Here is a 24,480-nt window from a genome sequence, read left to right as displayed (position 1 = left end):
GAGTGGCGGGGGCGGGGCATCTCGTACTCCCTGTGGTGGTGACTCACCGGGTTCAACGCTTGTTCGATCGGCCGGTCACCGGCCGGGGCTGAAGCGAATCCCGTGCAAACCGCCTGTACGGGGCAGCAACCATTGCGTTACGGGCGTCGCTCGTGCATGCTCCGGGGAACCCCTGTGGACATCGGGAGGCCCGCTCACGGAGCGTGTGCGGGAACTGGGCAGAGGAGGCGTGTCGCCGTACCCTTGGGGGTATGGGGTTGGGAAGACGAATCCCGGACACAGCTCCGCCGCACGATGTCACCCCACCCACAAAGGATCACAACGCCGAGACAGCCATGGCCGGTCACGAATTCTTCGAACCCGCGGACCGCAAGCGGCCGGTCGCCGATCCCACGGCGGCCGATCCCCTCGCCGCGGAAGCGTCACGCCCCTCCTGCGATCCCGCCTTCCAGCACGGAGTGGTCGTCGGCTTCGACGGCTCGACGTCCAGTGAGCGCGCCCTCGCCTACGCGATCGGCATGGCGCACCGATCCCACTCCGGCCTGATCATCGTCCACGTGGCCAACCGGTTGCCCACCACGGTGTGGGCGGGCTGCGAGCCGCCCGTCTTCGTCGACGTACCGGACCACCGGACCGAGGTGCTGGGGCTCGAACTCGCCTGCGCCGAATACCTGGCCGAAGTGCCCTGGATCCTGGTCGAGCGCGGCGGTGACATCTGCCACGAACTCGAAGAGGTGGGACGGGAGTACGAGGCCGACGCGATCGTGGTCGGCTCGACGCACGGCATCGTGGGCCGCATCTTCGGCTCGGTGGCCGGACGGCTCGCCAAGCGGGCCCAGCGGCCCGTCATCGTCATCCCCTGAGTTTCCGACTCTTCGTCACATCCCTTGGTACAGCGGGAAACTACTCGCGCGTAGAGGTGTTTGTGCCCTTGTGAAGGGCATATACCGATCACCGCGCAACTGCACCTGCACGAAGGGAGCCCGCCGTGGACAATGACGTCTCCGCGGGAAGCGGAACCACCACCGTGGCCGGCCGACTCGCCCTGGGAGTAACCCTCCTGGCGTTCGGACTCGGCACGACCGGTGTGATCGACGGCGTAGGGGCGGCCGATGCCGTCGCACTGGCCCATTACGTGGGCGGCGTCGCCCTCTTCCTCGTCGGTCTGCTGGCCTTCCGCGACCGCGACACCGTTTCCGGCACGGGCTTCGTGGCCCTCGGTGCCCTGTGGTTCACCTGGGCCGTCTCGTTCGGTGACCACACCTCGGCCAACGGAGCGGGACTCTTCCTGATGCTCTTCGCCCTCGTGGCGCTCACCCTGACCCTCGCCGGCGGCGACGGCCTCGGGCAGGTCGTGCACGGGCTGCTGTTCCTGGCGATGCTGCTGCTCGCCGTCGCGGTCTTCGCCGACAGCTCCTCGCTCGCCAAGGCCGGCGGCTGGGTCGCCGCCGTCTCCGGGGCGGCCGCCTGGTACGCGGCGACCGCCGCCCTCGCGCACTGGCCGACAGTGCTCCCCCGGCGTGCTGCCGGCCGGGGGGTGACGGCCACCGGCTGAATCGAGCAGCACCGAAGGGACCCCCACGTGATCGGTGGCGCACGTGGGGGTCCCTTCCGTGTTCCGCGCGGACCGCTACTCCACGGTCACGGACTTCGCGAGGTTGCGGGGCTTGTCGATGTCCCGGCCCAGCACCTTGGCCGTGTGGTACGCCAGGAGCTGGAGCGGGAGGCCGAGAAGGATCGGGTCCAGCTCGTCCTCGTTCTTCGGGACCACGATCGTCCGGTCGGCCTTCTCCTGGTTCCGGTGGGCGACCGCCAGGATCTTGCCGCTGCGGGCCTTGATCTCCTCCAGGGCCGCGCGGTTCTTCTCCAGCAGGTCGTCGTCCGGGACGATCGCGACCGTGGGCAGGGCCGGCTCGATGAGGGCCAGCGGACCGTGCTTCAGCTCGGAGGCGGGGTAGGCCTCGGCGTGGATGTAGGAGACCTCCTTGAGCTTCAGGGAGGCCTCGCGGGCCACCGGGTAGCCCCGGACGCGGCCGATGAAGAGCATCGAGCGGGCGTCGGCGTACTCCTCGGCGAGCTGCCTGACCTCGTCCTCCTGCTTGAGGATCTCGGTGATCTGCTCGGGCAGCTTCCGCAGGCCCTCGATGATCCGCTTGCCGTCGCGTACCGAGAGGTCGCGGGTGCGGCCGAGGTGCAGGGCGAGCAGCGCGAAGGCGACCGTGGTGTTGGTGAAGCACTTGGTGGACACCACGCAGACCTCGGGGCCGGCGTGCACGTAGATGCCGCCGTCCGCCTCGCGGGCGATCGCGGAACCGACCACGTTGACGACGCCCAGCACCCGGGCGCCCTTGCGCTTCAGCTCCTGCACGGCGGCGAGCACGTCGTAGGTCTCGCCGGACTGGGAGACCGCGACGTAGAGCGTGTCGGGGTCCACGACCGCGTTGCGGTAGCGGAACTCGGAGGCCGGCTCGGCGTCGGCGGGGATGCGGGCCAACTCCTCGATCATCTGGGCGCCGATCATGCCCGCGTGGTACGAGGTGCCGCAGCCGAGGATCTTCACCCGGCGGATCCGGCGCGCCTCCCGGGCGTCCAGGTTGAGGCCGCCGAGGTGCACGGTGGAGAAGCGGTCGTCGATGCGGCCGCGCAGCACGCGGTCCACGGCCTCCGCCTGCTCGTGGATCTCCTTGTGCATGTAGGTGTCGTGGCCGCCCATGTCGTACGAGGCGGCCTCCCACTCCACGGTGGTCGGCTCGGCGCTGGTCCGGGTGCCCTCGGTGGTGTAGGTGCGGAAGTCGTCGGCCTTCAGGGTGGCCATCTCGCCGTCGTCCAGCGTCACTATCTGCCGGGTGTGGGCGACCAGGGCGGCGATGTCCGAGGCGACGAACATCTCCTTCTCGCCGATGCCGAGGACCACCGGGGAGCCGTTGCGGGCCACCACGATGCGGTCGCCGAAGTCGGCGTGCATCACGGCGATACCGTACGTGCCCTCGACCAGGCGCAGGGTCTCGCGGACCTTGTCCTCCAGCTTCTCGGCCGTGGAACGGGCGATCAGGTGGGTCAGCACCTCGGTGTCGGTCTCGGAGAGGAACTCGACCCCGTCCGCCTCCAGCTTGCGGCGCAGGTCGGCGGCGTTGTCGATGATGCCGTTGTGCACGACGGCGACCTTCTGGTCGGCCGACATGTGCGGGTGGGCGTTCACGTCGGAGGGGGCGCCGTGGGTGGCCCAGCGGGTGTGGGCGATGCCCGTGGTGCCCTTGAAGCGGGCCGGGACCTTCGCCTCCAGGTCGCGCACCCGGCCCTTGGCCTTGACCATCTTCAGGCCGGCCGTCTTCGGGGAGGTGACGACTATGCCCGCGGAGTCGTAGCCGCGGTACTCCAGCCGCTGGAGGCCCTCCAGGAGCAGGGGCGCCACATCACGCTTCCCGATGTATCCGACAATTCCGCACATGTATAGGTATCTCTCAGCCTGGCGTCTCAGCCGTAGACCATGCGGCGCAGCTGCCTGAGCGTCAGCTCCGGCGGCGCCACCGCCCGGTATCTCAGGTCCGCCTCGATCCGTCCGAAGATCGCCGTGTTCGTCAGGCCCTGGGCCTGCAGTTCACGGTGGCGGCGACGGACGAAGTCCTGCGTCGTCTCGTCGAAGTAGGCGAGCACGTCCTGGACCACCCGCAGCGCCTCACCCCTGCTCAGGGGCGTGGATCGCGTCAGGTGATCGACAAGTTCCTCGTGCACCCGGTAGATCCTGGGGTACCGGGGCGAGTTTCGCAAGAATCCTGCCCGATTCCGGGCAGGCGGCTATTGGATCTCTTATGGGGCTCTGTTCGCAAGCTGTCCATCCTGCGTCTTGCGTCTCGTCGCACTGGGGGACGAGTTTCAGACGCCATGGACATTCCTCGTATGGGAGTACCCGAGAAGCTGGCCGAGCGCATGAGCATGGCCGAGCAGCATGAGTACCTGCGCGCCAGATTCTCGCGGCGCACCATGATCAGGGGCGGCGCCGTCACGCTGGGCGCCGTCGCGGGCGGCGCCTTCGTGCCGGGCGCCACCGCCCAGGCCGCCGTGCCGACCCAGGCCACCGCCCCCGCCGCCGAGAGGGTCGACGGCGCCCTCGTCGCCCCCTTCGGCCGCCACCTCTCCTACGGCACCGACCCGCGCACCGAGATGACCGTCTCCTGGCAGGTCCCGGTCGCCGTGAAGAAGCCCTTCATCCGCATCGGCGCCCACCCCTGGGACCTCTCCCGCAAGATCGAGGCCGAGGTCCGCAGCCTGTACACGCCGGCCGGCGTCGGCGCGAGCGGCGACCACACCCAGTACTACCTGCACGCCCGGCTCACCCACCTGCGCCCGGGCAGGACGTACTACTACGGCGTCGGTCACGAGGGCTTCGACCCGGCCGAGCGGCACCTGCTCGGCACCCTGGGCACCTTCACCACCGCCCCCGCCCACAAGGCGCCCTTCACCTTCACCGCCTTCGGCGACCAGGGCGTCAGCTACCACGCCCTGGCCAACGACAGCCTGATCCTCGGCCAGAACCCGGCCTTCCACCTGCACGCCGGCGACATCGCCTACGGCGACCCGGCCGGCCAGGGCAAGACCACCGACACCGGGTTCGACTCGCGCACCTGGGACCAGTTCCTCTACCAGACCGAGTCGGTCGCCAAGCAGATCCCGTGGATGGTCAGCTTCGGCAACCACGACATGGAGGCCTGGTACTCGCCCAACGGCTACGGCGGCGAGGAGGCCCGCTGGACCCTCCCGGACAACGGTCCTGACCCGAAGAACCTGCCGGGCGTGTACTCCTTCGTCCACGGCAACACGGCGATCATCTCGCTGGACCCGAACGACGTCTCCTTCGAGATCCCGGCGAACCTGGGCATCTCCGGTGGAACCCAGACCAAGTGGTTCGAGGCGCAGCTGAAGAAGTTCCGCGCCTCGAAGGACATCGACTTCGTCATCGTGTTCTTCCACCACTGCGCGTACTGCACCTCCACCGCGCACGCCTCGGAGGGGGGCGTGCGCCAGGAGTGGGTGCCGCTGTTCGAGAAGTACACGGTGGACCTGGTCATCAACGGCCACAACCACCAGTACGAGCGCACGGACGTCATCAAGGGCGACACCGTCACCAAGAAGCTCCCGATCGGCGGCACCGCCTACCCCGAGACCGAGGGCGTGGTCTACGTCACCGCCGGCGCCGCGGGCCGCAGCCTGTACGCGTTCAGCGCCCCGGACTCCTACGAGGGCAACGAGCACGAGGTCGACTCCGTGGCCTCGTTCGTGAACCTCAAGGACGGCAAGCAGAACGAGACGGTCGCCTGGTCCCGGGTGCGCTACCTCAACTACTCCTTCCTGCGCGTGGACGTCGAGCCCGCGCCGAAGGGCCACCTCGCCAGGCTGAAGGTGTCGGGCATCGCCGAGACCGGCGACCGCATCGACCACTTCACCGTGGCCCGCAGGGCCAAGTAGCACCCGGCCGAACGCGCCGAACGCGCCGGGCGCGGGCGGTCCTCACATCCGTTTGAGGACCGCCCGCTTGGCCAGCCCGAACTCCTCGTCGGTCAGCACCCCCGAACGGCGCAGTTCACCCAGCTCGCGCAGGCGCCGCAGCAGCGCGTCGTGATCGTCCTCGGCCGGCGGCACCGCGCCGGGCCGCGCCGCCTCGACGGACGGCGGCGGCCCGGGGCGCGCGTCCGGCACGGCGGCCGGCCCCGACGGGTGCGGCAGCCGCGCCTGCACGGCGGCCGCGACCAGGGCCATCAGCGGGTCCTTCTTGAAGCCCCACAGCTCGACGGCGTTGGGGTCGTACTTCGGCGGGGCGGTGGCCGGCGCGCCGCGCACGGTGAAGCGCAGATGGCCGTTCTCCAGCCCGGCCGCCGGCTGCCACTCCACGGCGGTGATGTCCTCCAGCGGGATCGTCCGGGTCCCGGTGGCGGCCTTGGCGTCCTCCGTCTTCCAGTTCCACTCCAGGCGCACCCGCTCCCCGTCGAACCCCGCCGTGCCGTCCCCGGCCGTGGCGGACAGCGGCACCGAGGGGCCCGGCAGCAGGAACCCGCCGACCGGGTCCGGTGAAACCCCGTCCAGCAGCAGGGCGTTGCGGACCTCGTCCGCGAAGTACTCGGCGACGCCGTACCGGTCGGGCTCCACCGGCAGCTGATAGGGGTCGTGGGGCTCGGCGAGCCGGCCGCCGGTGGCGTGCAGCAGCGGATCGGCGCCGTCCCGCAGCCGCAGCCTCAGCCGCCCCGACCGCTTGCCCTGCTCGAACGAGACACCCGCCAACGCGCCCAGCGGGACCACTAGTTCGCCCAGCGTCCGGCGCAGCAGGCCGGTGTTCCTGTCCCGGCCGGGGGTCAGTCTGAGGGCGTCCCCGTCGAACGCCCACGTGCCGTCCTTCTGGATGATTTCCGCCATGCAGGGATTGTTTCACCGGATCTGCGGGAGAGTGGTCTTTACCATTCCTGAAGGGAGCGCATGTGAGACGGAACCACAGCACGACTCCCCGACTGACCCGCGTGCTCGGATCACTGCTGCTGCTGGCGGCGGCAGGCGTCTTCACCGTCGGCGCGGCACCCGCACCGCGGGGCACGGCGGCGACCCCGATGGACCGTGTGGTCCCGGCGCCCGCCTCGGTCAGACCGGCCGGTTCCCCCTACCGCATCACCCCCCGCACCCTCATCCGCGTGGACGGCTCGGACGAGGTCCGCCGGACCGGCGAGTACCTCGCCGGCATCCTGCGGCCGTCCACCGGTTATCCGCTGCCGGTCACCGAAGAGAGCGGCGGCGGCATCCGGCTGCACCTGGCCGACGGCCCGTTCGGCGCCGAGGGCTACCGCCTCACCAGCGGTCCCTGGGGCGTCTCCATCACCGCGAGCACGTCCGCCGGCCTCTTCCACGGTGTCCAGACCCTGCGTCAGCTGCTCCCGCCGTCGGTGGAGCGCAGAAGCGTCCAGACCGGGCCCTGGCGGATCGCCGGCGGCACCATCGAGGACCGCCCGCGGTTCGCGTACCGCGGCGCCATGCTGGACGTCTCCCGCCACTTCTTCACCGTCGCCCAGGTCGAGCGCTACATCGACCAGCTCGCCCTCTACAAGATCAACACCCTGCACCTGCACCTGAGCGACGACCAGGGCTGGCGCATCGCCGTCGACTCCTGGCCGCGGCTGGCCGCCTACGGCGGTTCGACCCAGGTCGGCGGCGGCCGGGGCGGCTCCTACACCAAGGCCGACTACCGGAAGATCGTCGGCTATGCCGCCTCCCGCCATCTGGAGGTGGTCCCGGAGATCGACATGCCCGGCCACACGAACGCGGCCCTCGCCTCCTACGCCCAGCTCAACTGCGACGGCACCGCGCCCCCGCTGTACACCGGCACCCAGGTGGGCTTCAGCTCGCTGTGCGTGTCCAAGGCGGTGACGTACGACTTCGTGGACGACGTGATCCGCGAGCTGGCCGCCCTCACCCCAGGCCGCTACCTGCACATCGGCGGTGACGAGGCGCACTCCACCAGCCACGCCGACTACGTGGCGTTCATGGACCGCGTGCAGCCGATCGTCGCCAAGTACGGCAAGACGGTCATCGGCTGGCACCAGCTGACCGGCGCCCACCCGGCCCAGGGCGCCGTCGCCCAGTACTGGGGCCTGGACGGCACCGGCGCGGCGGAGAAGGCGCAGGTGGCCAAGGCGGCCCAGAACGGCACCGGGATCGTCCTGTCCCCGGCCGACCGGGTGTACCTCGACATGAAGTACACCGCGGCCACCCGGCTGGGCACGAAGTGGGCCGGACTGGTCGAGGTGAAGCGCTCCTACGACTGGGACCCCGGCAGCTACCTGCCCGGAGTACCGGCCTCGGCCGTCCGGGGCGTCGAGGCACCGCTGTGGTCGGAGACCCTCACCAAGTCGGCCGACATCGAGTACATGGCGTTCCCGCGCCTGGCGGGTGCGGCCGAACTGGGCTGGTCCCCGGCGGCCACCCACGACTGGGACACCTACCGGACGCGCCTCGCGGCCCAGGGCCCGCGCTGGACCGCGCTCGGCATCACGTACTACAGGTCGCCCCAGGTCCCCTGGCCGGCGAGCTGACCCGAGGACCGGTGGGCACCCCGCGGGACCGTACCGCGCGGTGCCCACCGCCGCGTCAGAACCCGGCGACGGGGTTCTCCAGCTCCCCGACCAGCTGGAGCGCGCCGGACGGGTCCGCGAGATCCACCATCTGCCGGTTGTCGCGCAGCTGGAGCCGGTTCAGGCAGGACAGCGCGAACCGCGGGGCGAAGATGTCGTAACGCCGGAACCGGTCGGCGAGTTCGGGCACCGACTCCTGGTACTCCCGGATGACCTCCGCGACCGTCCGCCAGAAGTCGTCCTCGCTGAGGATCCCCTCACGGGCGAGGTTCGCCGCGAGGAAGCGGAAGAAGCAGTCGAAGACGTCCGTGAAGATCGACAGCAGCTTCTGGTCCTCCGGGACCTCGGCCCTGATCCGCCGGACCTCCGGCGGCAGCACCGCGTCCGGGTCCATGACGACGATCTCCTCGGCGATGTCCTTGTAGATCGCCCGCCGCACCTCCCCGTCCGCCAGCACCAGGATGACGTTCTCGCCGTGCGGCATATAGGCCAGGTCGTAGGCGTAGAAGCTGTGCAGCAGCGGGGTGAAGTACGCCCGCAGGTAGCGCCGCAGCCACTCGGCGGCCGCGAGGCGCGACCGCTCGATCAGCGCGCCCGCGAAGGAGGCGCCCTCGTGGTCCACGTGCAGCAGCGACGCCATGGTCGCCAGGGACTCGCCCTCGCGCAACGACGGCACCGGGCTCTCCCGCCACAGCGCGGCCAGCATCTTGCGATAGGGCGAGTGGCGGTCGGTGGCCTTCTCGTACTCCAGGTGCCGGTAGCCGACCGCGGCCCGCTCCCGGATGACCGACAGACCGGTCGCCTTGAGCACCGGGTCGTTCTCGACGAGCCGGGCGAGCCAGTCGTTGATCGCCGGGGTGGCCTCCATGTAGGCGGCGGAGAGTCCCCGCATGAAGCCCATGTTGAGGACGGACAGCGCCGTCTTCACGTAGTGCCGGTGCGGGGCGGAGGTGTTGAAGAAGGTCCGTATCGACTGCTGCGCCAGGTACTCGTCGTCGCCCTCGCCCAGGCAGACCAGGTGCCGGCGGGCCACCTCGGCGGCGAAGGTCACGCTGAGCTTGTTCCACCACTGCCAGGGGTGGACGGGCATGAACAGGTAGTCGGCGGGGTCCAGGCCCTGCCCGGTGAGGGTGGCGCGGAACCGGCCCAGGGCCGCCTCGCCCAGTTCCTCGCGCAGGAAGGACTCGTACTCGATGCCGACGCCCGCGGTGAACGCGGCCCGCGAGCGGTGCGCGGCCAGCCACACCAGCCGTACCGGGCTCGCGGTCTCGGGCGCGTAGGACAGGTACTCGTGGATGCCGAAGCCGAGCCGTCCGTTGTTGGCGACGAAGCAGGGGTGGCCCTCGGTCATCCCGGTCTCGATCGCCTGGAAGCCACCGGCCGCCAGCTCGGCGGAGGTCACCCGCGGTTTCGTGAGCTTGTAGCAGGTGCCGGAGAGGGTGGAGGAGATCTCCTCCAGGTAGACCGGCAGGATCTCGTCGCTCAGGCCCAGTGCCTGGCGCAGTTCGACGCAGAAGTCGAGTGCGTCGAGGGGGAGTTCCGCGCCCTCGCGCCGCCGGGTGAGGGACCCGGCGTCGATCTCCCAGTGGTCGAGGCCGCGCCGGACGGCCGCGAACCGGTAGGCGGTGAGTCCGTCGTCGCTGCGGACGACGTACCGGTCGCCGTCCCGCTCGGGGGTGACGAGGCGTTCGTGGGCGAACTCGGCCAGCGCCTTGCGGACGAGCAGCCGGTTGGCGGTGTCCCAGCGCTCGGGGGACAGGTGGGCCACGGAGTCGGTGAGGCTCATGCGGCCACCGCCCGCTCGAACCGCTCCCGCGTGCAGAAGCTCAGCAGGGCCCGCTTCTCCGGCTTGTCCATCTCCCGCTCGGGCACGAACCCGACGGCCTCGTTCAGCGCGTGCACGGCCTTGTTGCGCACGTCCGGCTCCACCACGACCCGGCGCGTCGCCGGGTCGTCGAAGAGGTGCGCCATCACGGCCGTGATCACGGCCCGGGTGAAACCGTGGACGGGCGTGTCGGTGGGCGCGACCAGGAAGTGCATCCCGACGTCCCCCGGCTCCGGCTCGTACAACCCGGCCAGTTCCCGCCGGGCGGGGTCGTAGCGCTCCATCAGGAAGGCCGGCTCGCCGTCGCACAGGCCGAGCAGGGCGTGGTGGTGCGGATCGGCGGCGATCTCCAGGTAGGCGCGCTCGACGTCCTCCAGCCGCGCGTCCTGCATCATCCAGAACGCGGCCTTGGGGTGCGTGACCCAGCCGTGCAGCAGCTCGGCGTCCTTCAGGGGGTCGAGCGGGCGGAAGTCGAAGCTGCCCGCCAGCGGGGTGGTACTCATCGATAACTCCTCGGATACGTGACCTTGTGCGGTAGAGCGGAAGGGCACACGCGTTCATCAGTTCGGGTGTCAGATACGGGAAAACCGCGACGGCATTGCATCCGGCCACTAGGTTGCGAGGCGTGGGGGATCACTGTGTGAAGCGAGCCTTCCAACGCCGCACAGAACCTTCTGGCCGCCGGGCAGGCGGTGTCGGCCTGTGGAGCCGGTGTAAGACCTCAACGGAATCCCTCCGGGCGGGCTGTCGGCGATGAAGCAGGAAAGTCCACGGCGCGAGCCGTGGAAGTCCCCGCCTCCGTGATGCGGGAGAGATGTCAAACTGCGAACTCCTGGAAGGCGATGGTCTTCTCGACCGGGTAGTACTCCGTGCCGAGCAGCTCACGGATGATGTACGAGTTCCGGTAGGCGCCCATGCCGAGGTCGGGGCTGGTGATGCTGTGGGTGTGCACGCCGGCGTTCTGGAGGAAGACACCGCGGCCCGTCACGTCGATGGCGTAGTTGCGGGCGACGTCGAAGCGACCGTGGCCGTCGAAGCGGAGCCGGTCGCGGATCGGCGCCAGGAACGCGGGCGGCTCGTACCGGTAGCCGGTGGCCAGCACCAGGCCCTCGGTGCGGATCTCGAAGTCCTTGTCCTGCTCGTCCTGATGGAAGCCGAGGGTGTAGGCGCCGTCCTCGTACGCGGCCGTCGTCAGCGTGGAGTTGGTGAGCAGTCGGGTGGGGACCGGGCGGTCGCCGCTCTCGACGTCCTTCTGATAGAGCAGGTCGAAGATCGAGTCGATCAGTTCCGAGTTGATGCCCTTGAACAGGCCCTTCTGCTGTCCCTCCAGCCGGTAGCGGGTCTCCTCGGGCAGGGCGCGGAAGTAGTCGATGTAGTCCGGGGAGGTCATCTCCAGGGTCAGCTTGGTGTATTCGAGCGGGAAGAAGCGCGGGGACCGGGTGACCCAGTTCAGCTCGTAGCCGTGGACGTCGATCTCGGAGAGCAGTTCGTGGTAGATCTCCGCCGCGCTCTGCCCGCTGCCGACGACGGTGATGGACCTCTTGGCCCGCAGCTCCGCCTTGCGGTGCATGTACCGGGCGGTGTGGACGAGGTCGCCGCCGAGGTCGCGGCAGGCCGGGGGGACGAAGGGGACCGTCCCGGTGCCGAGGACCAGGTGCCGGGCGCGGAACGTCTCGCCGGCCTCGGTGTGCACGGCGTACAGGCCGTCCTCGTGGTGGACCTCGGTGACCGTGGTGCCGAAGCGGACGCTGCCGAGCCGGTTCGCCGCCCAGCGGCAGTAGTCGTCGTACTCGACGCGCAGCGGGTAGAAGTTCTCGCGGATGTAGAACGGGTACAGCCTGCCCTTCTCCTTCAGGTAGTTGAGGAAGGAGTACGGCGAGGTGGGGTCCGCGAGGGTGACCAGGTCCGACATGAACGGGGTCTGCAGGTGGGCGCCGTCCAGGAACATGCCGGCGTGCCACTCGAAGTCGGGCTTGGAGTCCAGGAAGACGCCGTCGAGTTCGGCGATGGGCTCGGTGAGGCAGGCGAGCCCGAGGTTGAAGGGGCCGAGTCCGATCCCCACGAAGTCGTAGGTCTTGTTCGGGGCTTCAGGACGCGCGGTCAAGGGACTCTCCCAGGTACTGCTCGGCGTGGCCGGCGATGAGGTCGAGGACGGCGACGATGTCGGCCGTCGTGGTCTCGGGGTTGAGCAGGGTGAACTTCAGGTAGTGGCGGCCGCCGACCTTGGTGCCCGCGACCACGGCGTCGCCGGAGGCGAACAGCGCCTTGCGGGCGTACAGGTTGGCGCGGTCGATCTCGGCCGGGTCGGTGACCGCGGCGGGGACGTAGCGGAAGACGAGGGTGGAGAGCGAGGGCTCCACGACGACGTCGTAGCGGGGGTCGGCGGCGAGCCGCTCCCAGCCCTGCCGGGCCAGCTGGCACACCTGGTCGAAGAGTTCGCCGATGCCGTCGGCGCCCATCACCCGCAGCGTCATCCACAGCTTGAGGGCGTCGAAACGGCGGGTGGTCTGTAGGGACTTGTCGACCTGGTTGGGGATGCGCTCCTCCACCATGCGGCGCGGGTTCAGGTACTCCGCGTGGTAGGTGGCGTGGCGCAGCGTGGCCGCGTCGCGGACCAGCACGGCCGAGGAACTCACCGGCTGGAAGAAGGACTTGTGGTAGTCGACGGTGACCGAGTCGGCGTGCTCGATGCCGTCGATGCGGTCGCGGTGCTTCAGCGAGGCGAGCAGTCCGCAGCCGTAGGCGGCGTCCACGTGCATCCACGCGCCGTGGCGGGCGCAGAGTTCGGCGATCTCCGGGAGCGGGTCGATGGAGCCGAAGTCGGTGGTGCCGGCGGTGGCGACGACGGCCATGGGGACGAGGCCGTCCCGCTCGCAGCGCTCCAGCTCGCGGGCGAGGGCGAGGGTCCGCATCCGCTTGTCGTGGTCGACGGGCACGGAGACGACCGCGTCGGGGCCGAGGCCGAGCAGTTTCGCGGACTTCCGCACGCTGAAGTGGCTCACCTCGGAGGTGAGGATCCGCAGTTCGCCGAGGTCGTCCGTCTTGGCCTCCTCCCGGGCCAGCAGCAGTGCCTGGAGGTTGGACTGGGTGCCGCCGGAGGTGAACACCCCGTCGGCGGCGGGGCCGAGGCCGATGCGCCCGGCGGTCCAGTCGACGATCCTGCGCTCGATGAGAGTGCCGCCGGCCGACTGGTCCCAGGTGTCCAGGGAGGAGTTGACCGCGGAGAGCACGGCCTCGCCGAGCACCGCGGGGATGACCACGGGGCAGTTGAGGTGGGCGAGGTAGCGGGGGTGGTGGAAGTAGACCGCGTCCCGGAGGTAGAGGTCCTCCAGTTCGTCGAGGACCGCCGCGGTGTCGCCCAGCGGCCGGTCGAGGTCGACCGCGTCGATCCGGGGGGTGAGGGCGTCGACGGTGACGCCGGTGAACGGACGGTCGGTGGTGGCGAGTTTGGCCGCCACCCGCTCGACTCCTTCGGTCACGGAGCGGCGGTAGTGCTCCGCGGTGAGGCCATTGAGCAGGTGCGAGCGCATGTGGGGGTCCTCCGTGGGGACTGTCCGTGCGAGGCGATGAACTTAGGTTAGCCTAACCTAAGTTCATCGCCTCGGGATATGGGTGTGACGTGTCCGGGGTCGCCCGGAGTCACTCCGCCGCGCGGAGCTGTTCCTCCGTCATGCCCTGCCGCCAGTACCCGACGAAGGTGACGCGGCGCCGGTCGATCCCGCGCTCGGCGGTGAAGTGCCGGCGCAGCGCCTTCACCCGGCCGGACTCGCCCGCGAGCCAGACGTACGGCCGCCCGGCGTCGGGCAGTCGCGCTTCCCGTACGGCGTCGACGGCCATGGGGGCCCCGTCGTGCCGCACGAGCCAGGTGATCTCCGCGTCCGCCCCGGTCCGTACGTCCTGGATGTCGCCGGCGTGCGGCACCTCGAGCCACGCGCGGACGCGGGTGCCCGCGGGCAGGGACTCCAGCACGGCGGTCGCGGCCGGTACGGCGGTCTCGTCGCCCCAGAGCACCACCAGGTCGGTGTCCGTGGGCGGCCGGAAGCGGATGGCGCGGTTGTCGGCGACCGCCGGGCCCAGCAGCAGGACACGGTCGCCCGCCGCGGCCCGGGACGCCCAGCGGGAGGCGGGACCGGCCGGGGCCGGGGCGTCCGGCTCGACGCCGTGCAGCGCAAAGTCGATGTCGATCTCGTCGGGATTCCTGCGCAGCGCCCGCAGGGTGTACGAGCGCATCACGGCCCGTACGTCGTCCGGGAGTTCGCGCCAGCCCTGCCACCAGCCCTCGCCCAGCTCCAGCGGCACGGCGGGCTCGTGCTGGCCCGGGTGCGGCAGGAACAGCGACAGGGACTGGTCGCGTCCGTCGGAGTGGAAGGCGTGCAGGTCGGCACCGGCGAAGGTGACGCGGACCAGGGACGGGCCGAGCCGCCTCGTCCGTACGACCTGGAGGGAGAAGAAGCGGAACGGGGCGGCCACGGCCGTCGTCATGGGTGCTCCTGAGGGTGGGTTTCAGGAAGTGTCAGGTGGTTGCCGGTCACCGGCGGGAGGTGGGCGTGGGTCAGCTGACCTTCTCGGCCTTCTCCAGGGCCTCGGCCAGACTGGTGAGCAGCGGCACGCACTTGTCGTAGGAGAGGATCGGCTCGGGCGAGCGCGCGATGACCTGGCCGGCCTTGACCGCGGGCAGCTTCTTCCAGGTGGCCTTGGTGATGTCGGCGGGCTGGATGGCCGAGGTGCGGTCGTCCATCATGATGATGTCGGCCCGGTACTTGTCGACGTTCTCCCAGCTCAGCGACTCGTACCAGCCGCCGCCCTGCTTCTTGGCGCTCTCCGGGGGCTCGACGAAGTTCACGCCCAGGGCCTTGAAGTACTCCAGGTCGACGGAGAGGTCGGTGCCGGAGACGTAGAACAGCTGGTCGCTCGCGGAGCCGGCCATCACCTTGAGGCCGGGCTTGGCCCTGGCGGCGGCGCGCAGCCGGGCGGCCGCGTCCTCGAAGCGCTTCTTGGCGGCGGTGACCTTCGCGGCCTTCATGTCGGCGCCGAGCGACTCGGCGAGTTCCCACAGGCGCTGCAGCGGCTGGGTGAGTTGGCGGTCGTAGACGGAGATGCCGACGCTGGGAGCCAGCTGGGCGATCTTCTTCTTCGACTCGTCGGGGACGTACCAGAGGGTGCCGGCGTCGTCGAACATGGTCGAGACGAGCACGTCGGGCGCGAGGGCCGCGTACTTCTCGATGCTGAACTGGCCCCAGGTGTTGCCGAGGACGGTCACCTTGCTGATGTCCATGTCGCCGGCCTGGACGTCGGGCTTGCCGTCGCCGGTCTTCGTGGGCCCGAAGACGCCCTTGGCCTGGATGCCGTAGTCGTACAGCGCGGCGGCGACACCGGTGAAGGCGACGATGGTGGCGGGGGCCCTGTCCAGCTTCACGGTCGTGCCGCGGTCGTCCTCGAAGCTCCAGGGACCGGACCCGCCGCTCGTGGCGGCCTTCCCGGGGTCCCCGTCCTTCCCGTTGCCGTCCCCGCAGGCGGCGAGCGCGGCACCGAGTCCGAGGGCGCCGCCCGCGGCGAGCAGACCGCGGCGAGTGAGGTGGGTGGCACGGGCGTAGGACATGGGTACGACTGCTTTCGACCGGGGCGGAGCGCCCGCCGGACAAGTTCAAAGGAAGGTTAGCCTAACCTCAGTAGATGTCCAGGGGGCGGGCCCCGGGCCGCGCGCGCCGCACCCGGACACGCCGGCGGGCCCGGCCGTCTTCGACCGGACCCGCCTACGTGTGCCGTGCGTTGAACCCGCGCGGGCCGGTGCCCGCTAGCCGGCCAGCCCCAACTCCCGCGCGATCAGCATGCGCTGGACCTCGCTCGTGCCCTCGCCGATCTCCAGGATCTTGGAGTCGCGCCACATGCGGGCCACCGGGTACTCGTTCATGAAGCCGTAGCCGCCGTGCACCTGCGTGGCGTCACGGGCGTTGTCGACGGCGACCGTGGAGGAGTACAGCTTGGCCATGGCCGCCTCCTTCTTGAAGGGCTCACCGGCCACCAGCCGGTAGGCGGCGTCCCGCCAGGCCAGCCGGGCCGTGTGGGCCTTCATCTCCATGTCCGCGATCTTGAACTGGATGGCCTGGTTGGCGCCGATCGGCCGGCCGAAGGCGTGCCGCTCCTTGGCGTACTTCACCGACTCGTCCACACAGCCCTGGGCCAGGCCGGTGCCCAGGGCCGCGATGGCGATGCGGCCCTCGTCGAGGATGCGCAGGAACTGGGCGTAACCCCGGCCCTCCGTGCCCAGCAGGTTCGCGGCGGGCACCCGGACGTCCTGGAAGGACAGTTCACGGGTGTCGGAGGCGTTCCAGCCGACCTTCGAGTACGGCGCGGCCACCGTGAAGCCGGGGGTGCCCGACGGGACGATGATCGCCGAGATCTGCGGCCTGCCGTCCGGCTTGCGGCCGGTGACCGCCGTGACCGTCACCAGACCGGTGATGTCCGTACCGGAGTTGGTGATGAAGCACTTCGAGCCGTTGATCACCCACTCGTCGGTGTCCGGGTCGAGGCGGGCCGTGGTCCGGGTGGCGCCCGCGTCGCTGCCGCCGTCCGGCTCGGTCAGGCCGAAGGCGCCGAGGATCTCGCCGGAGCACAGCCGGGGGAGCCACTCGCGCTTCTGCTCCTCCGTGCCGAAGAGGTGGATCGGCATGGCCCCCAGGGAGACGCCCGCCTCCAGGGTGATGGCGACCGACGAGTCGACCCGGGCCAGTTCCTCCAGGGCGATGCCGAGGGCCAGGTAGTCGCCGCCCATGCCGCCGTACTCCTCCGGGAACGGCAGCCCGAACAGGCCCATGCGGCCCATCTCGCGGACGATCTCGTACGGGAACTCGTGCCGCTCGTAGAAGTCGCCGATCTTCGGCGCCACGACATCGTGCGCGAACTCCTCAACCGTACGGCGGAGTTCCTCCAGCTCGGGGCTGAGGCGGTGGTCCATGCTGATCACTGGTCCTTGTGGGAGAGAGCGCGGACGGTACGGGACGGGCTCGGGCGGCCCAGCTGTTCGGCCATCCACACGCTGGTGGCGGTCAGACGGCCGAGGTCGACCCCGGTCTCGATGCCGAGTCCGTGCAGCATCCAGACGAGGTCCTCGGTGGCGAGGTTGCCGGTGGCGGACTTGGCGTACGGGCAGCCGCCGAGGCCCCCGGCGGACGCGTCGATCGTCGTCACACCGTGTTCCAGGGCCGCGTAGGTGTTCGCGAGCGCCTGGCCGTACGTGTCGTGGAAGTGCACGCCGATGGTGTTCGTCGGCACGCCCTCCTCGTTCAGCACGGAGAGCAGTTCCAGGACATGGCCCGGGGTGGCGACCCCGATGGTGTCGCCCAGGCTCAGCTCGTCGCAGCCCATGTCCCGCAGGGCCGTGCAGACGCGGGCCACCTGGTGGAGCGGGACCGCCCCCTCCCAGGGGTCGCCGAAGCACATGGAGACATAGCCGCGGACGTGCGCGCCCGCGTCCTTCGCCTGCCGCACCACCGGCTCGAACACGGCCAGCGACTCGTCCACGGTGCGGTTGAGGTTGGCCTTCGCGAAGGACTCCGTGGCGCTGGCGAACACCGCGATACGGCGCGCGCCGAGGGCGAGCGCCCGCTCCAGGCCGCGCTGGTTGGGCACCAGCACCGGCAGGTCGGCGTCGAGGCCGCCGACGAGCGGGAACAGCTGCTCGGCGTCGGCGAGCTGGGGCACCCACTTGGGGTGGACGAAGCTCGTCGCCTCGATCGTGCTCAGGCCCGCGTCGGCCAGGCGGCGGATGAACTCCGCCTTCGCCTCGGTCGGTACGGCCGTCTTCTCGTTCTGCAGCCCGTCGCGCGCGCCGACCTCGTGGATCCGTACCCGCGCGGGCAGGTCCTGGGCCGGTACGACCATGGGCAGCGGGCCGGTGCTCACTCCGCCTCCTTGGGCGCGATGACGGCGAGGACCTGGTCCATGGCGACCGTCGAGCCCGGCGTCACGTCCAGCTCGGCGACCGTGCCGGCGTGCGGGGCGGAGATGACGTGCTCCATCTTCATCGCCTCGACCACCAGCAGGCTCTGACCCGCCGCGACCTCGTCGCCGACGGCCACCTTCACCACGGTCACCGTGCCCGGCATGGGTGCGGTGAGCGAGTCGGCGCCCGCGTGCGCGGCCCCCGTGAGGGAGGCCGCCACCGGGTCGTGGTCCCGCACCTGCCAGGAGTCGCCGTCCCGGCCGAGCCAGTCACCGGCCCGGCGGAAGGAGTGGCGGACGCCGTCGAGGGTGACGGACACCCGGTCGCCGGTGACGCTGTGGGTGCCTCGGGGGGTGTACCTGACCGGCTCGGCCACCCGCAGGTCGAAGGCGGCCGCCTTCGGGGTGCCGCCCAGCCGCCAGCCGCTCGGCACCGAGAAGGGGTCGGTCCAGCCCGCGCCCCGGGGCGCCAGCGCCTCCTGCCGCACGGCCGCCGCCGCCTCGTACACCTCCTCCGGCACCTCGGTGGGGACCAGCTCGTCCACCACGCGCTCCACCAGACCGGTGTCCAGCTCGCCCGCCACCACCGCCGGGTGCGCCAGCAGCCGCCGCAGGAACCCCGCGTTGGTCTGCACGCCCAGGGTGACCGTCCCCGCCAGGGCGGAGCGGAGCCTGCGCAGCGCCGTCGCGCGGTCGGGGCCGTAGGCGATGACCTTGGACAGCATCGGGTCGTACAGGCTGCCCACCTCGGTGCCCTCGCTGAGGCCGGAGTCGGTGCGGACGCCGTCGCCCTGCGGCTCGTCGAGCAGCAGCACCGTGCCGCCGGAGGGCAGGAAGCCGCGCGCCGGGTCCTCGGCGCAGATCCGGGCCTCGACCGCGTGCCCGGTCAGCGTCACGTCCTGCTGGGCGAAGCCCAGCCGCTCCCCGGCCGCCACCCGGAGCTGCCACTCCACCAGGTCGAGACCCGTGATCAGCTCGGTGACCGGGTGCTCCACCTGGAGGCGGGTGTTCATCTCCATGAAGTAGTACGACGACGGGTCGCCGCCCGGCACGATGAACTCCACCGTGCCCGCGCCCCGGTACCCGCAGGAGCGCGCCGCCTGCACGGCGGCCTCGCCCATCGCGGCCCGGGTCGCCTCGTCGAGGAGCACGCTGGGCGCCTCCTCGATGATCTTCTGGTGCCGCCGTTGGAGGGAGCACTCGCGCTCGCCGAGGTGGACCACGTTGCCGTGGCCGTCCGCCAGCACCTGGATCTCGATGTGCCGGGGGCGGTCGACCCACCGCTCCACCAGCAGGGTGTCGTCGCCGAAGGAGGCGCGGGCCTCGCGGCGGGCGGCCGCGATCTCCTCCTCAAGCGCGGTCACGTCCCGCACCAGCCGCATGCCCTTGCCGCCACCGCCGGCGGACGGCTTGAGCAGCACGGGCATGCCGATCTCGCGTGCGGCGGCGGCCAGTTCGGCGTCCGTGAGCCCGCTGCCGCTCGACCCCGGCACCACCGGGACCCCGGCCGCCTTCACCGTCTCCTTGGCGCGGATCTTGTCGCCCATCAGCGCGATCGCGTCCGCCGACGGGCCGATGAACACCAGCCCCGCCTCCTCGCACGCACGGGCGAAGCCCGCGTTCTCGGCGAGGAAGCCGTACCCCGGGTGGACGGCCTGGGCGCCGGTGCGGGCGGCGGCCTCCAGCAGCCGCTCCACCGACAGATAGCTCTCGGCGGCGGGCGCCGGGCCGATCCGTACCGCCGTGTCGGCCTCCCTGACGTGCCGCGCGTCGGCGTCGGCGTCGGAGAAGACCGCCACCGAGCGCACGCCCAGCGAGCGGAGCGTACGGATGACGCGTACGGCGATCTCGCCCCGGTTGGCCACCAGTACTGTGTCGAACACGGTTCCCCTCCTCACATCCGGAAGACGCCGAACTGGGGGTCTCCCAGTGGCGCGTTGGCGCAGGCCGTCAGGGCGAGTCCCAGCACCTGACGGGTCTCCAGCGGGTCGATGACGCCGTCGTCCCAGAGGCGGGCGGTGGCGTAGTAGGCGTTGCCCTGGTGCTCGTACTGCGCGCGGATCGGCGCCTTGAAGGACTCCTCGTCCTCGGCCGCCCAGTCCTCGCCGCGGGCCTCCAGCTGGTCCCGCTTGACCGTGGCGAGCACCGAGGCGGCCTGTTCGCCGCCCATCACGGAGATCTTGGCGTTGGGCCACATCCACAGGAAGCGGGGGGAGTAGGCCCGGCCGCACATGGAGTAGTTGCCGGCCCCGTACGAGCCGCCGACCACCACGGTCAGCTTCGGCACCCGCGTGCAGGCCACCGCCGTGACCATCTTGGCGCCGTGCTTGGCGATGCCGCCCGCCTCGTAGTCCTTGCCGACCATGAAGCCGGAGATGTTCTGCAGGAACACCAGCGGGATGCCGCGCTGGTCGCACAGCTCGATGAAATGGGCGCCCTTCTGGGCGGACTCCGAGAAGAGGATGCCGTTGTTGGCGACGATCCCGACCGGGTGCCCGTGGATCCGGGCGAAGCCCGTGATCAGGGTCTGCCCGTACTCGCTCTTGAACTCGGCGAACCGGGAGCCGTCGACCACGCGCGCGATGATCTCGCGCACGTCGTAGGGGGTGCGGGAGTCCACGGGGACGGCGCCGTAGAGCCCGTACGGGTCCACCTTCGGCTCGACGACCGGCGTGACCTCCCAGGGCAGCGACTGCCGGGCGGGGAGCGTGGCGACGATGTCGCGCACGATCCGCAGGGCGTGCGCGTCGTCCTCGGCGAGGTGGTCGGTGACACCGGAGATTCGGGAGTGCACCTCGCCGCCGCCCAGCTCCTCGGCGGTCACGACCTCGCCGGTGGCCGCCTTCACCAGCGGCGGACCGCCCAGGAAGATCGTCCCCTGGTTGCGCACGATCACGGCCTCGTCGCTCATGGCCGGCACGTACGCGCCGCCGGCCGTGCACGAGCCGAGGACGGCCGCGATCTGCGGGATCCCGGCGCCGGACATCCGCGCCTGGTTGTAGAAGATCCGCCCGAAGTGCTCGCGGTCCGGGAACACCTCGTCCTGCATCGGCAGGAACGCCCCGCCGGAGTCGACCAGGTAGACGCACGGCAGCCGGTTGTCCAGGGCCACCTCCTGGGCGCGCAGGTGCTTCTTCACCGTCATCGGGTAGTACGTGCCGCCCTTGACGGTGGCGTCGTTGGCGACGATCACGCACTCGCGCCCGCTGACCCGCCCGATCCCGGCGATGACGCCGGCGGCCGGTGCCTGCCCGTCGTACATCCCGTCGGCGGCGAGGGGGGCCAGCTCCAGGAACGGTGAGCCGGGGTCGAGCAGGGTGTCCACCCTGTCCCTCGGCAGCAGCTTCCCGCGCGCGGTGTGCCGCGCCCGTGCCTTCTCCCCGCCGCCCTCGGCTGCCGCGCCCAGCTTGGCGCGCAGTTCGCCGACGAGGGCGAGGTGAGCCTGTTCATTGGCTCGCCAGGCCTCCGACGCGGGATCTGCCGCGCTCGTCAGCTCCGGTGCCTCGTGCATCCTGCGGTCCCCTCACCCAGTGGTCGTACTGTTAATGAGCGTTAACCATTTCCTTCAGGTTAACGACCGCTAACCTCGCTGTCTAGAATTGCAGGCATGGTCACCAGAACCGACGCCCCCACCCGCCGCGAGCAGATCCTCAAGGAGGCCGCCCGCCTCTTCGCCGAGCGTGGTTTCCACGGCGTCGGCGTGGACGAGATAGGCGCGGCGGTCGGCATCAGCGGCCCCGGTCTGTACCGGCACTTCCCCGGCAAGGACGCGATGCTCGCCGAGCTGCTGGTCGGCATCAGCGGCCAGCTGCTGACCGGGGCCAAGCGGCGGCTGGCGGAGGCCGACGGGCGTTCGGGCGCCCCGGCGGTGCTGGACTCCCTCATCGAGGGCCACATCGACTTCGCCCTGGACGACCGCCCCCTGATCACCCTGCACGACCGCGAGCTGGACCGGCTGCGCGACAGCGACCGCAAGCTCGTGCGCCAGCTCCAGCGGCAGTACGTGGAGCTGTGGGTCGAGGTGGTCAGAAAGGTCTACCCGGCCCTCACCGAGCCGTCGGCCCGCTCCGCCGTCCACTCCGTCTTCGGCCTGCTGAACTCCACGCCGCACCTCGGCCGCGCCGGCGCCCTGCCCGGCCGCGGGGCCATGGCGGCGCTGCTGCACCGGATGGCCCGGGGCGCCTTCGCCGCGGCGGGCGGCGCGGAGGGCGCCGAGGAGGGCTGATCCGGACGGGTGGCGCACCTCACCCTGGACGACTGAGCGTACTCACCGGTATCTTCGGAGATGAGCAAGCGCTTAGACAGGTACCTGGAGGTGGGCGGCGTGCGCCGTACGGTGTTCAACGAGGATCACGAGGCGTTCCGGGAGACCCTCCGCGCCTTCATCGAGGCCGAGGTCGTGCCCGTCTACGACGAGTGGTTCGCGGCCGGCCAGGCTCCGCGTGACTTCTACTACAAGCTCGGCGAGCTGGGTATCTTCGGCATCAACGTCCCCGAGGAGTTCGGCGGGGCGGGCATGGAGAGCCACAAGTTCGAGGCCGTCCTCTACGAGGAGACCGCCCGCGCTGGCGTCCAGTTCGGCGGCTCCGGCGTGCACGTGCTGCTCGCCCTCCCCTACATCAAGATGCTCGCCACCGACGAGCAGAAGAAGCGCTACCTGCCGAAGTTCGTCTCCGGCGAGGAGATGTGGGCCATCGCGATGACGGAGCCGGGCACCGGTTCCGACCTCGCGGGCATGAAGTCCACCGCGAAGCTCTCCGAGGACGGCACCCACTACGTCCTCAACGGCGCCAAGACCTTCATCACCGGCGGTGTGCACGCCGACAAGGTCATCGTCTGTGCCCGCACGGCCGCGCCGACCGCCGAGGACCGCCGCCACGGCATCTCCCTCTTCGCCGTCGACACCAAGTCCGAGGGCTACTCGGTCGGCCGCAAGCTCGACAAGCTGGGCCTGAAGACCTCCGACACCGCCGAGCTGGCGTTCGTCGACGTCAAGGTCCCGGTCGAGGACCTGCTGGGCGAGGAGAACAAGGGCTTCTACTACCTCGGTCACAACCTGGCCTCCGAGCGCTGGGGCATCGCCTTCGGCGCCTACGCCCAGGCCAAGGCCGCCGTCCGGTTCGCCAAGCAGTACGTCCAGGAGCGCACCGTCTTCGGCAAGCCGGTCGCCCACTTCCAGAACACCAAGTTCGAGCTGGCCGCCTGCCAGGCCGAGGTGGACGCGGCCGAGGCCGTCGCCGACCGCGCGACCGAGGCGCTGGACGCCGGTGAGCTGACCCCCGCCGAGGCCGCCTCCGCCAAGCTGTTCTGCACCGAGGTCGCCCACCGCGTGATCGACCGCTGCCTCCAGCTGCACGGCGGCTACGGCTACATGAACGAGTACCCGATCGCCCGCCTGTACGCGGACAACCGCGTCAACCGCATCTACGGCGGCACCAGCGAGATCATGAAGACGATCATCGCCAAGGACATGGGGCTGTAAGGTCCCCGAGACGACTGGCCGGTACAACTGAGAGCCATGAGCCAGGCACTTCGGAGTCTCCTCGATCTGCTCGACCTGGAGCAGATCGAGGAGAACATCTTCCGCGGCCGGTCCCGCGCCGCCGTCGTCCCGCGCGTGTTCGGCGGGCAGGTCGCGGCGCAGGCGCTGGTCGCCGCGGGGCGTACGGTCCCCGCCGACCGGCCCGCCCACTCCCTGCACGCGTACTTCCTGCGCCCCGGCGACCCGGGCGCGCCGATCGTCTACACCGTCGACCGCATCCGCGACGGCCGGTCCTTCACCACCCGCCGCGTGGTCGCCGTCCAGCACGGCAAGCCGATCTTCCACCTCTCGGCGTCCTTCCAGACGTACGAGGAGGGCCTCGACCACCAGGCCCCCATGCCGGCCGCGCCCGACCCGGCCGGCCTGCCCACCTCCCAGGAGCGGCTGCGCGGCTACGGCCACCTGGCGCCCGAGGTGGTGGACCGCTTCCTGGAGGCCCGCGAGGCGATCGACCTGCGCTACGTGGACGAGCCGCCGTACGGCAGGTTCGGCGAGCCGCGCGAGCCGCACTCCCAGGTGTGGTTCCGCACCAACGGCAAGCTCGACGACGACCCCCTGCTCCACGTGGTCCTCGCCACCTACGTCTCCGACATGACCCTGCTGGACTCCGTGCTGCTCGCGCACGGGCGCGGCGGCTGGGCCGTGGGCGACGTGGTCGGCGCCTCCCTGGACCACGCCATGTGGTTCCACCGGCCGTTCCGCGCCGACGAGTGGCTGCTGTACGACCAGGAGTCGCCGTCCGCGCACGGCGGCCGGGGCCTCGGCCAGGCCCGTATCCACACCCAGGACGGACGGCTCGCCATCACGGTGATCCAGGAGGGCGTGGTGCGCGTCCCCCGATGAATGGGACGCGATTAGTCGCCCGAGATGACGAGTGACGGGTGCGGTACTAGGCTCTTGGAGTGAAAGCCGCAAGTGCACGGCACCGGCGGCCGACGAGGTCCCAGGACAGCTCTGACCTCAGCCGCGACACCCTATGACAGGGTCGCAGGCGTCGGCCGGCCAAAGATGCCGGTCATGAGCCAGCGGTGACATCCAACAGACCGCGCCGCACCCTTCTCGTT

The 24,480-nt window shown here is 70.7% G+C and carries 20 protein-coding genes; 7 read left to right on the top strand and 13 right to left on the bottom strand.

The window, feature by feature from the left end:
* Positions 1-335 precede the first annotated feature (335 nt).
* Both V7E45_RS10595 and V7E45_RS10590 read left to right on the top strand, forming a co-directional pair.
* The gene (locus V7E45_RS10595) at positions 336-863 is read left to right on the top strand and encodes a universal stress protein (protein WP_333773838.1); all 528 of its coding nucleotides are present in this window, start codon (positions 336-338) and stop codon (positions 861-863) included.
* Positions 864-988: 125 nt separating this feature from the next.
* Complete coding sequence (locus V7E45_RS10590) at positions 989-1,555, top strand: GPR1/FUN34/YaaH family transporter (protein ID WP_333773837.1); 567 nt, start codon at positions 989-991, stop codon at positions 1,553-1,555.
* Between the two features lie 75 nt (positions 1,556-1,630).
* Here V7E45_RS10590 and glmS read toward each other — a convergent pair whose 3' ends face one another.
* Together glmS and V7E45_RS10580 are read right to left on the bottom strand one after the other, a co-directional pair.
* Positions 1,631-3,448 (bottom strand): glutamine--fructose-6-phosphate transaminase (isomerizing), encoded by a 1,818-nt coding sequence (gene glmS, locus V7E45_RS10585; protein ID WP_333773836.1) that lies wholly within the window; start codon positions 3,446-3,448, stop codon positions 1,631-1,633.
* 26 nt (positions 3,449-3,474) lie between these two features.
* Positions 3,475-3,732, bottom strand: coding sequence for a hypothetical protein (locus V7E45_RS10580; RefSeq protein WP_319148544.1), 258 nt, complete (start codon positions 3,730-3,732; stop codon positions 3,475-3,477).
* A gap of 165 nt (positions 3,733-3,897) precedes the next feature.
* Here V7E45_RS10580 and V7E45_RS10575 point away from each other — a divergent pair, with 165 nt between their 5' ends.
* Positions 3,898-5,463, top strand: coding sequence for a purple acid phosphatase family protein (locus tag V7E45_RS10575; protein WP_333773835.1), 1,566 nt, complete (start codon positions 3,898-3,900; stop codon positions 5,461-5,463).
* A gap of 42 nt (positions 5,464-5,505) precedes the next feature.
* On the opposite strand, the gene V7E45_RS10570 is transcribed toward V7E45_RS10575, so the two are convergent.
* Positions 5,506-6,405 carry a DUF4429 domain-containing protein gene (locus tag V7E45_RS10570; protein ID WP_333773834.1) on the bottom strand — a complete coding sequence of 300 codons (900 nt, stop codon included), beginning with the start codon at positions 6,403-6,405 and terminating at the stop codon, positions 5,506-5,508.
* Between the two features lie 62 nt (positions 6,406-6,467).
* Between V7E45_RS10570 and V7E45_RS10565 the strand changes: the two genes are divergently transcribed.
* Positions 6,468-8,069: a beta-N-acetylhexosaminidase gene (locus V7E45_RS10565; protein WP_333773833.1), complete on the top strand. Its 1,602-nt coding sequence runs from the start codon at positions 6,468-6,470 to the stop codon at positions 8,067-8,069.
* Between the two features lie 55 nt (positions 8,070-8,124).
* Here the strand turns inward: V7E45_RS10565 and V7E45_RS10560 are convergent, their stop codons facing one another.
* The 10 genes from V7E45_RS10560 to V7E45_RS10515 all read right to left on the bottom strand — a co-directional run bounded on the left by V7E45_RS10560 (position 8,125) and on the right by V7E45_RS10515 (position 21,385).
* A complete protein-coding gene (locus V7E45_RS10560) occupies positions 8,125-9,894 on the bottom strand; it encodes an IucA/IucC family protein (protein WP_333773832.1) in 1,770 nt (589 codons plus the stop codon).
* Positions 9,891-10,436 (bottom strand): GNAT family N-acetyltransferase, encoded by a 546-nt coding sequence (locus V7E45_RS10555; protein WP_333773831.1) that lies wholly within the window; start codon positions 10,434-10,436, stop codon positions 9,891-9,893. The genes V7E45_RS10560 and V7E45_RS10555 overlap by 4 nt, the downstream gene beginning before the upstream one ends.
* A gap of 314 nt (positions 10,437-10,750) precedes the next feature.
* On the bottom strand, positions 10,751-12,037 hold the full coding sequence (locus V7E45_RS10550) for a lysine N(6)-hydroxylase/L-ornithine N(5)-oxygenase family protein (protein WP_333773830.1): 1,287 nt from the start codon (positions 12,035-12,037) through the stop codon (positions 10,751-10,753).
* Positions 12,021-13,463: a lysine decarboxylase DesA gene (gene desA, locus V7E45_RS10545; RefSeq protein WP_333773829.1), complete on the bottom strand. Its 1,443-nt coding sequence runs from the start codon at positions 13,461-13,463 to the stop codon at positions 12,021-12,023. The genes V7E45_RS10550 and desA overlap by 17 nt, the downstream gene beginning before the upstream one ends.
* A 109-nt stretch (positions 13,464-13,572) precedes the next feature.
* Positions 13,573-14,415 (bottom strand): siderophore-interacting protein, encoded by an 843-nt coding sequence (locus V7E45_RS10540; protein WP_333773828.1) that lies wholly within the window; start codon positions 14,413-14,415, stop codon positions 13,573-13,575.
* 70 nt (positions 14,416-14,485) lie between these two features.
* A complete protein-coding gene (locus V7E45_RS10535) occupies positions 14,486-15,532 on the bottom strand; it encodes an ABC transporter substrate-binding protein (protein WP_333773827.1) in 1,047 nt (348 codons plus the stop codon).
* 195 nt (positions 15,533-15,727) lie between these two features.
* Positions 15,728-16,888: an acyl-CoA dehydrogenase family protein gene (locus tag V7E45_RS10530; RefSeq protein WP_317443499.1), complete on the bottom strand. Its 1,161-nt coding sequence runs from the start codon at positions 16,886-16,888 to the stop codon at positions 15,728-15,730.
* 5 nt (positions 16,889-16,893) lie between these two features.
* Positions 16,894-17,814 (bottom strand): hydroxymethylglutaryl-CoA lyase, encoded by a 921-nt coding sequence (locus tag V7E45_RS10525; protein ID WP_443056007.1) that lies wholly within the window; start codon positions 17,812-17,814, stop codon positions 16,894-16,896.
* A gap of 17 nt (positions 17,815-17,831) precedes the next feature.
* Positions 17,832-19,757, bottom strand: a complete 1,926-nt coding sequence (locus V7E45_RS10520) for an acetyl/propionyl/methylcrotonyl-CoA carboxylase subunit alpha (protein ID WP_333773825.1) — start codon at positions 19,755-19,757, stop codon at positions 17,832-17,834.
* An 11-nt stretch (positions 19,758-19,768) separates the two neighbouring features.
* Positions 19,769-21,385, bottom strand: a complete 1,617-nt coding sequence (locus tag V7E45_RS10515) for a carboxyl transferase domain-containing protein (RefSeq protein WP_333773824.1) — start codon at positions 21,383-21,385, stop codon at positions 19,769-19,771.
* Between the two features lie 96 nt (positions 21,386-21,481).
* Between V7E45_RS10515 and V7E45_RS10510 the strand changes: the two genes are divergently transcribed.
* The 3 genes from V7E45_RS10510 (at position 21,482) to V7E45_RS10500 (ending at position 24,259) form a co-directional block, all read left to right on the top strand.
* On the top strand, positions 21,482-22,099 hold the full coding sequence (locus V7E45_RS10510; protein ID WP_333773823.1) for an SACE_7040 family transcriptional regulator: 618 nt from the start codon (positions 21,482-21,484) through the stop codon (positions 22,097-22,099).
* A 99-nt stretch (positions 22,100-22,198) separates the two neighbouring features.
* A complete protein-coding gene (locus tag V7E45_RS10505; protein ID WP_333773840.1) occupies positions 22,199-23,356 on the top strand; it encodes an acyl-CoA dehydrogenase family protein in 1,158 nt (385 codons plus the stop codon).
* A gap of 36 nt (positions 23,357-23,392) precedes the next feature.
* Positions 23,393-24,259 carry an acyl-CoA thioesterase gene (locus tag V7E45_RS10500; RefSeq protein ID WP_333773822.1) on the top strand — a complete coding sequence of 289 codons (867 nt, stop codon included), beginning with the start codon at positions 23,393-23,395 and terminating at the stop codon, positions 24,257-24,259.
* The last annotated feature ends 221 nt before the right edge of the window (positions 24,260-24,480 follow it).

The sequence above is a fragment of the Streptomyces sp. IBSBF 3136 genome, assembly GCF_036815105.1.
Taxonomy (GTDB): Bacteria; Actinomycetota; Actinomycetes; order Streptomycetales; family Streptomycetaceae; genus Streptomyces.
Note: the sequence above shows the minus strand (reverse complement) of the source record. Positions and strands in the feature narration are given on the sequence as shown.